This is a genomic window from Paenibacillus sp., assembly GCF_035645235.1.
In the GTDB taxonomy this organism is placed as follows: Bacteria; Bacillota; Bacilli; order Paenibacillales; family YIM-B00363; genus Paenibacillus_AE.
In genome coordinates this window covers 82,831-91,259 of sequence record NZ_DASQMZ010000119.1, presented here as the reverse complement: position 1 = coordinate 91,259, position 8,429 = coordinate 82,831, and the positions used below count along the sequence as shown (strand labels likewise).

Genomic DNA, 8,429 nt, shown 5'->3' with positions numbered 1-8,429 from the left:
GGACGTCGACGCGGTGGATCGGCAGCCGCAGCGTCGTCTCGAGCCGCTCCGCCGTCGGGTTGTACACGCGGACGACATCCCCGTCGCCGTCCTCCGCCCGCTTCCAGGCGGAGAGGACGGTCGTCGCGTCCGCCAGCTCCGCGAGCGTCCCCGCCGGCGCGACGCGCGTCCCCGACGGGAAATACGACAGCGCGTACGGCTTCTCGTTCAGCACCGCCGCCTCGCGGTCGACCGCTCGGAGCCGCTCCCCGGCGGGGCCTGCGGCGAACCAGAAGCGGAACGTGCGCTCGCCTTGATCGATCCGGTCGGACCGGCGGTCCTTCGGCATCGTCTCGGTCTTCCCGCCGCCCGGCAACGCCGAATAACCCGGGGACCGAAGCAGCGAGAGGCGCAGCTCGCCGTCCCGGCAATCGAATCCGTACGTGCCGTCGTTCACGCTCGTCAGCGCCGTCCGTCCGTCGGATACGGCGACCCACTTCTGCGCGGCGACCTCGCGGCCGTCGGACGGCAGCGCCATCGTGCCGAAGGCGGTCTGTCCGAGGAAGTTCGCGGCGGCTCCGAACGCGGTCGGCACTGACAGCTTTAGCAGCTTGCGCGCCTCGTTCCAATGCACCGTCAGCTCGAGCTCGACCTCCGCGCCACGCTTCGGGATGAAATAACGCATCGCGAGCGTCGAGCGGCCGTAGCCGAACAGCGCCTCGACGACCGTGCGCACGTCGCCGTCCTCGACGACGCGAACCCGCGGCAGCGGTTTGCCGCGAAGGCCCGACAGCTTCATCGCGCCCGCCTTCGACAGCAGCTTGAACGCGCCGACGGTGTCGTCGAACCGCCGCGTGCAGCTGCCCCACGAGTCGTCGAAGTCGTCCAGAACGAGCGCCTCGAACGCGTTCGGCCGCACGATGTCGACGCCGTCGACGACCCATCGGTCGACGAGGCCGGTCTCGGCGTTCACGACAAATTCCATGCGGTCGTTCGCGAACGTCAGCGCCCCGTCCCGCTCCGGACGCGCCGGCGCCGCCTTCGCCTCTTTCCATTCCACCGTGCAGTCGAACCGGCTCATCGTCATCGGCGCGAGCTCCGCCTCGAAGACGACGCGCTTGCGCCACTCGATATAGAGGCTGCTGATTTCCTTTTCCGTCTGCGCGGGCACGCGCGCTCCGTCCCGGTGCACGACGATTTCGGCGTACCGCCCTCTCGCCGATTCCGGCAGCTGAAACTCGCAGACGACGACCGCCTTCGCCGGGAACGGATGCGGGTTATAGACGAATACCGGCACCGTGTCTTCCTCGGCTTTCGCGAACCCTTCCGCCAGCGCGAAGAACGCCCGCATGCGCACGCGCGAGACGATCTCTAGGCCGTGGGACAAGAGGCGCAGCGTCGCGTCTTCGACCGGCTTCACCGAGGAGCCCGGCAGCATGTCGTGGAATTGCGAGAGCAGCAGATCGCGCTGCGCGTCCTTCAGCTCCGCCGCCGGATACGCCATGCCGCGGACGAGCGCGGCGTGGGAGGCCATCCGTTCGACGGCGTACAGCTCATTTTCCAATTGACGGTGCTTCTGCTTTATGCGAATTTGCGAGGTGTAGCAGCCTACGGCCCATGCGTTCAAGTCGCCCTCGTAGACGGGCAGCGGCTCGCCGGATGCCCGGAGTTCCCGGAAGTACGCCTCCGGCGTCGAATGCACGATCTCAGTCCCGGCCGTCTCGGCCGCCAGCGCGGACAGCTGCTCGAGGTCGATCCGGGACGGACCGCCCCCGTGATTGCCGATGCCCCACAGCACCATGCCGATGCGGCGCCCCGGGTGATCGTTCAGCCAGCCCTCGACCTTGTTCCGCGCTTTGCCCTTGCCGCTGAGGTACGCCTTGTACGCCCGGTGGCCCGTCACGGACGAGCCGTCGAAGCCGATCCACTGGAAATCCTCCGCCGGCAGCGGGCAGTCGTTCTCCGCCGGACGGCACACGATGTATGCGTCGAAGCCGGCCTTCGCCATAATTTGCACGAGGCCGCGCGTATGCCCGAACGGGTCGAAGTTGATCGCCGTCGTCGGCCGCGCGCCGAACTTCTCGGCGAAATACTTGCGCCCGACGAGCATCTGCCGCACGAACGATTCGCCGCTCGGCATGTTGCAATCCGGCTGCAGGTACCAGCCGCCCATAATATGCCACTTGCCCTCGCGCACGAGTCGCACGATGCGTTCGAACAGGGCGGGATCGTATTCCTCGATCCATTCGTACAGCACGACCTCGTTATGATTGAAAACGAACCCGCCGTACGCCTCGCAAAAGTCCGCCGCGATCCGAAACGTCGACAGCGCTTCGCCCGCGCCTTCCTCGATCTCCCACAGCCACGCCGGGTCTAAATGCGCGTTGCAGATCAGATGAAGCTGATTGTTCGTCACGGTGTCGCTTTGCCCCCTTTTCCTTTGTAGGCCTGTACGCCTTGCAAAAATCCTGCCGTCGTTCGCCACGGATCGTCGGCTCGAAGCGGCAGCGCGACCCGCTCGCCCGTCACGCCCGCCTTGTAAATCGCGGCCGTCAGCTCGATCGTATCGCGCGCCTTCCGCCCGCTCATCCACGGCTCCCGGCCGTCCCGGATCGAAGCTACGAAGTCGGCGACCGGCCCGTCGTGGCCGTCGTCCGCCTGCATCGGGATCGGGGACGGCGCTTCCAGGAAGTTTCTCGCCGCCTCCTCGAGCCGGCGTGCGTCGTCCGGCTGCGCGATCGGGAAGCCGTGCTCGGACGGGGCGACGGCGTCGAACTTCAGCGGCAGGCTGACCGCGCGCGAAGCGCCGGCGACCGTGAAGCCGATGCCCGGCGCGGCGGCGTTCGTCGTCGCGAAGACGTTCGCGACCGCCCCGCGGCGAAACCGCAGCCGGATCGACGCCGTATCCTCCACCTCGATGTCGTGCGCGAGCGTGTCGAGCTCCGCGGCGACCTCGGCGACGTCGCCGAGCATCATCGTCAAGACGTCGATCGGATGAATGGCCTGCGTCATGACGACGCCGCCGCCCTCCTTCGCCCATGACGTGCCGTGATTGCGGTAATACGCGTCTCCCCGCCAATAAAGCGCATTCACGAGCGCGAACACCGGCGCTCCGAGCGCCCCGGCGTCGACGAGATGCTTTATGGCGAGAAAGTCTTGCCGATAGCGATATTGCATGGCGACGGCGAGCTTGCGGCCATGCTTCTCCGCTGCGAGGAGCATCTCCTCGCATTCCGCGACGGACGGCGCGAGCGGCTTCTCGCACAGCACATGCTTGCCCGCTTCGAACGCGGCGATCGCCTGCGCGCGGTGCAGCGCCGGCGGCGTGCAGATCGAGACGCCGTCGATGTCCGCTCTCGCGAGCAGCTCCGCCGCGTCGGCGTACGCGGCCGGCGGACGGTCGAAGCTCGCGGCGAGCTTCGACGCGTTCTCGGGATTCGGGTCCGCGACGGCGACGACCTCGCACGCCTCGCGGCCGAGGCGCATGTACGCTTCCGCGTGCGCCTTCGACACCGCCCCGCAGCCGATGATGCCGATGCGGATCGGGCTCATCGCGCCGTCACCTTCGAGCGATGCAGCTCCACCGGGAGAATCGCGCCCGGCTCGAGCACGTAAGGCGCCGGGACGCCGTCGGCCTCGACGGTGAACGCGGCGGCGGCGTCGCCGACGTTGCGCACGAACGCGCGGCCCATGAGGACGCTGATGTCGAGCCGGAGTCGGCGCAGCATCGGAGAGGAGAGTCGGAACCGCGCTTCCTTATAGCCGCACGACCTTGCGCCCGCCTCCCCCCGCCAGCCGTATACGCCGTCCGACACGCGCTGCTCGCCTTCGTAGCACCATACCGCATCGCCTTCGATCGCTTTCGTGCCTTCGACGACAGCCGCTCGGTCGTCGAACGAGACGAGCACGAGCACGCCGTCCGCCGTCTCGAGCAGCGCCGCGTCGCCGGAGCCGCCGACGTCGAGCTTCGACGACGCCGCACGAGCCGCCGCCGTATCCGCCGCCGAGGCGTTCGGCAGCGCGATTACCGCGAACGGCTCGGTGCATTCGCCCGACGCGAGCGCGAACGCGCCGACGTCGTTGAGAATCAACACGTCCTCGACGCCTTTCCATTTCGGATACTCGTGTTTATTAATATAGCGCACCCCGGCGCCGCCGAAGCGCAAATACCCGATCTGGCCGTCCACGTTCACGAAGTCGACCGGCCCGAACGCGCGCTCGCGGTTCGGCTCCCTTCCATAGAACCCTTGGAACGCTTCGGTGCCTGCCGGCGTATGGATCGTTCGGACGCCTGGCGCGAGCTCCGGCATCGCGGCGTACGCCTCGTTCCGGATGCCGACGAGTCCGGTCGTCGCCTCGAGCACTTCGCAATCCGCCTCGGCCCGGAACCGCTCGACGTACACCGTCGCGCCGCTCGGCAGCGCCGCGAACGCGACGTCCTGCTTCAGTCCGACGCCCCCGCGATCGATCGTCGCGACCGCGCCGAAGCCCCGGTCGTACGCGGCGATGCGCGCGCCTTCGGTACTGCGCACGATGTCTTCGTTCGCGAGCCCGTTCGGTCCCGTCCGCCCTTGGACGCGGACGATCCCGGTATAACTCGCGTACAGCGGCGTTACGCTCCAGAGCCCGTTGCGCGGCAGCGTCAGCGCCATCGCGTTGTTGCGCCACGTGAAGCTCGCGAAGCTGTCCGGCGTCCGGTATACGATCGTGTTGCCGTACGGATGCTCGTGCACGCCAGACAGCCGGGCGCTCCGCTCCGCCTCTTCGCTCGGCTCCGCGCCGGCGCCGCCGAACGCGTACATCAGGAACGACGTCGCGAGATCGACCGCGGAGCCGTGTTCCAAATCCTTCGCGAACTGGCCGTGCGCGCGGTTGATGACGCATTGCTCGCCGTCCTCCTCGAGCAGGCATCCCCGCTTGTTGCTCGCCTGGACGCGCTCGATCGACCGAAGCGCTTCCCGGACGAACGCCGCCGCGTCGCGGTCGCCGTGCACCACGTTGAGCACCGTGTGCGTCAGCTGCCGCTCGTGGTGGCGGTTATACCACCAATCTTGCCCCTGTACGGGGACGGCGAGACCGTCGAACTGCATCCACGGCTTCAACGTTCGTTCATACAACGCTTGGTTGTTATGAACCGCTTCCGGCATCGGTTCCTCGCCGACCATATACGACATCGCCACATGGAGCGCGCGTAAGTTTATGCCCGCGCACAAGTAGCTTGGATGCACGAAGGCGTGATTTTCCGCCGTGAAGTCCGGATGGAACGTAACGCTCTTCACGCTGAGTCCGTCCGTATAGTCGACGAGGCCCGACGGGTAGGCGAGCCGATCGCGATACGTCGCGATCGTGTTGATCGCCCAGTCCGCGAAGCCGCGCTTCCAAGCCTCGCGATGCGGGTGATCGGGAAACAGGACGACGCCGGCGGAGATGCCCGCCGCCGTCCAGGCGTTCTCTTCGCATTGCGTATCGTAATAGACGCCGTTGCGAGGTTCCTCGTCCGCCCATCGATCGGCGTACGAGGCGACGACGTTCTGGACGAGCAGCTTCGTCTCGTCGTCCATGTCGTCCCAGAGGAGCAAAGACGCCATCGCCATCGCCGCCACCGACCGCCCGTTCTGGCTCGCCAGGAAGAAGCGGTCGCCCGCTCCGCCCCACTTCTTTCCGCTCGTATACGGCAGCACGCCTTCGACGCGGACGCAGTCGGCCGGTCCGGTGTCGTGGGTGAAGCCCATGTACCGGATCGCCCGGATCGCGCGCGCCTTCACGCGCTCGCGCGGAATGCCGGTCTCCGCTTCGTCGTACGCGCCGAGCTTCGCAAGCACCGCGTACACGAGCGACGTCGACGCATTGTCGGATTGATACCAGAAATGGCCTCCGAAAAAATGGCCGCAATTCGGCCTTCCGTCCCAGTCGGCGTATTGCTCGTCCGCGAACGGCAGCCATCTGGAAAGCACTCGGTACAGCCTTCGGGTCAATTCATGATCGATCGCCGCGTCCCATCGCACGGGACGCACGTTCCACACCTCGGTGGCCGGCGTGAATTCCATCGCAGTTTCCCCCTCGTATGTTGCATGATGTCGGATGTCGTATACCGGATATCGGGTGTCGTGTGCCGGATTTCGATGTCAGGCGAAGGACGCCATGACCTTGCGCACCGCATCCCGGATGTCGTACATATCCCGCTCCTCCGCGAGGAGCACGTTCTGGTGCAGCCACAGCGCGCGCGAGTCGCTCGCGCGTTCGCTGACCGGGCAGTCGTACGACCGCGTCTCGCCGGTCCACTTCCGAATGTCCGCCGCCACCGCCCGGTTGCGGTTCAGCGAGACGTAACCGGCCGCGACCGGCACGCCTTCGGCTTGCAGGCGCCGTATCGCCTCCGCCTTGTTCTCGGGCGTCGCGAGCGCGTCGTCGAGAAAGAAGACGTATAGATGCTGCGCGTGACGTTCGACCTCCGAAGGCCGCCGCGCGGGAGAGACGCCGTCGATCGGCGCAAGCAGCTCGTTCAGCAGGGCGGCGTTCCGCTCGCGTCGGGCGAACTGCGACTCGAAGCGGGACAGCTGGCCGAGCGCCAGCGCCGCCTGCAGCTCCGTCATGCGCAAATTCCAGCCGATATGTTCATGCTGGTACCAAGCCCCGCTCCGAATGCGGCCGACGTTGGCGAGCGACCACGCCATGTCGGCGACCGCATCGTCGTTCGTCAGCACGATGCCGCCCTCGCCGGCCGTGACGTTCTTGCCCATCTGAAAGCTGAAGCTGCCGACGTCGCCGAGGGCGCCGACCGGCTCGCCCGCCCGCGACGCCCCGACGCCTTGCGCCGCATCCTCGATCAGCCGCAGGCCGCGACGCCGCGCGATTTCCTTCAGCCGCCCCATATCCGCGGGCAGCCCCGCCAGATGCACCGCGACGATCGCTTTCGTGCGAGGCGTAATCGCCGCTTCCACGAGCTCGGGATTCAGCAGCAGCGTGTCCGGCTCGACGTCGACGAAGACGGGAATCGCCCCGAACAAGAGCGCGCTCGTCGCCGTCGCGATGAACGTATAGGGCGGCATGATCACCTCGTCGCCTGGTCCGACGCCGACCGACTGCAGCGCGACCGTCAAGCCGAGCGTCCCGTTCACTAACGTCACCGCATGCTTTGCGCCGTGCATCGCGGCGAACGTCGTTTCGAGCTCGGAGAGCATCTTTCGTCCGGCTGTGCCGCCCCACTTGCCGGAGCGCACGACCTCGAGCACGAGCCGCTCCTCTTCTTCCCCATGAACCGGCCAAGCCGGGAACGGCGCCGTGCGCACAGGCGTTCCTCCGTCGATCGCCAATTTCGTCATCATCGTTGGTTCCTTCCTTGCGACGCCCCGCCGTCGCCGGTTTCTCTCCTGCGGTATTCCGTCGGGGTAAGTCCGGTATATTTGCGAAACACCTTCGCGAAATGCGCATACTCCTGGTAGCCGACCGATTCGGCGATTTCCCACGATTTCGTGCCGGGCGCGTCGAGCAGCGCCTTCGCTCGCTCGATTCGCTGCCTTGTCACATATTCCACGAAGGACACGCCCATTTCTTTCTTGAACGTCCGGCTGAAGTGCGCCTGCGACATGCCGGCGACGCCCGCGACGAGCGGAAGCGAGACGGCCGGGTCGTGAAACCGTGCGTCCAAATAGGCGACGGCCGCGCGAATCCCTTGATGGTTGCCCACCTGCCGGGCGTCCTGCAGCTCGGCGATCTTCGCTTTCAGCCGGCGGCGTACCTCGTCCCGCATCGAGCTCGGCAACGGAGTCTCGGCGCCGCTCTCGAGCTCGACCGGCAGCGGCTCGAGTCCGCCCGCGCCGCGCTGCGACAGCTCGCTGCCGATCAACGTCGCGAGCGCCTGATACGCCTCCGCCTCCACTTCCCCGCGCAGCCCGCGCGCCGCGGCGCCGCCGGCGAACCGATCCAACGCCTCGTCCGCCCCGGGCACGTCCAGCAGCCACACCCGCTCCGCCAGCGCCTTCGCCGTCTCGCTGCAGAAGGAAATCCACGCGCCGCGGCCCGACGACGCGGCGGCGTCCGCCGACCGCTTCGCATGGAACCGATCGAGCAGCTGCCGCACCGACTCCGGCCGGATCGGCTTCAGAATGTAATCGACGACGCCGAAGCGAAGCGCTTGCTGCGCGAAATCGAAATCGTCGTAGCCGGACAGCACGGCGACCTCGACGTCGCGGGCGGCCGCGCGCAGCCGTTCGATCAGCTCGAGTCCGCCCATCACCGGCATGTTTAGGTCGGTGATGACGAGGTCGGGGGCGAGCGACTCGATCAACTCGAGTCCTTCCTTCCCGTCCTCGGCTTCGCCCACGACCTGGTAGAGCTCTTCCGGGTATCGCTCGATCAGGACGCGCAGCGTCTTCTTCACGAGCGGCTCGTCGTCGATCGTGACGACCGTATACATGCGTCTGCTTCCCCCTTTCGGTTCTCGCATTGAA

General features: G+C 67.0%; 5 protein-coding genes. All 5 read right to left on the bottom strand.

What is annotated here, in order from left to right; all coding sequences use genetic code 11:
• Positions 1-2,395, bottom strand: a 2,395-nt coding sequence (locus VEZ38_RS11170; protein ID WP_324893440.1) for a glycoside hydrolase family 38 C-terminal domain-containing protein, incomplete at its 3' end; no start/stop codon positions are given.
• Positions 2,392-3,531, bottom strand: coding sequence for a Gfo/Idh/MocA family oxidoreductase (locus VEZ38_RS11165; protein WP_324893439.1), 1,140 nt, complete (start codon positions 3,529-3,531; stop codon positions 2,392-2,394). The genes VEZ38_RS11165 and VEZ38_RS11170, both read right to left, overlap by 4 nt.
• A complete protein-coding gene (locus VEZ38_RS11160) occupies positions 3,528-6,026 on the bottom strand; it encodes a hypothetical protein (protein WP_324893438.1) in 2,499 nt (832 codons plus the stop codon). The genes VEZ38_RS11165 and VEZ38_RS11160 overlap by 4 nt, the downstream gene beginning before the upstream one ends.
• Positions 6,027-6,104: 78 nt before the next feature.
• On the bottom strand, positions 6,105-7,304 hold the full coding sequence (locus VEZ38_RS11155) for a DegT/DnrJ/EryC1/StrS family aminotransferase (RefSeq protein ID WP_324893437.1): 1,200 nt from the start codon (positions 7,302-7,304) through the stop codon (positions 6,105-6,107).
• Entirely contained in the window at positions 7,301-8,395 is a 1,095-nt protein-coding gene (locus VEZ38_RS11150) for a response regulator (protein WP_324893436.1), read from the bottom strand. The genes VEZ38_RS11155 and VEZ38_RS11150 overlap by 4 nt, the downstream gene beginning before the upstream one ends.
• Positions 8,396-8,429: the final 34 nt, after the last annotated feature.

Excerpts from the sequence above, each read along its gene's own strand:
- VEZ38_RS11155 (WP_324893437.1), bottom strand. The coding sequence starts at position 7,304 with ATGATGACGAAATTGGCGATCGACGGAGGAACGCCTGTGCGCACGGCG.
- VEZ38_RS11150 (WP_324893436.1), bottom strand. The coding sequence starts at position 8,395 with ATGTATACGGTCGTCACGATCGACGACGAGCCGCTCGTGAAGAAGACG.
- VEZ38_RS11160 (WP_324893438.1), bottom strand. The coding sequence starts at position 6,026 with ATGGAATTCACGCCGGCCACCGAGGTGTGGAACGTGCGTCCCGTGCGA.
- VEZ38_RS11165 (WP_324893439.1), bottom strand. The coding sequence starts at position 3,531 with ATGAGCCCGATCCGCATCGGCATCATCGGCTGCGGGGCGGTGTCGAAG.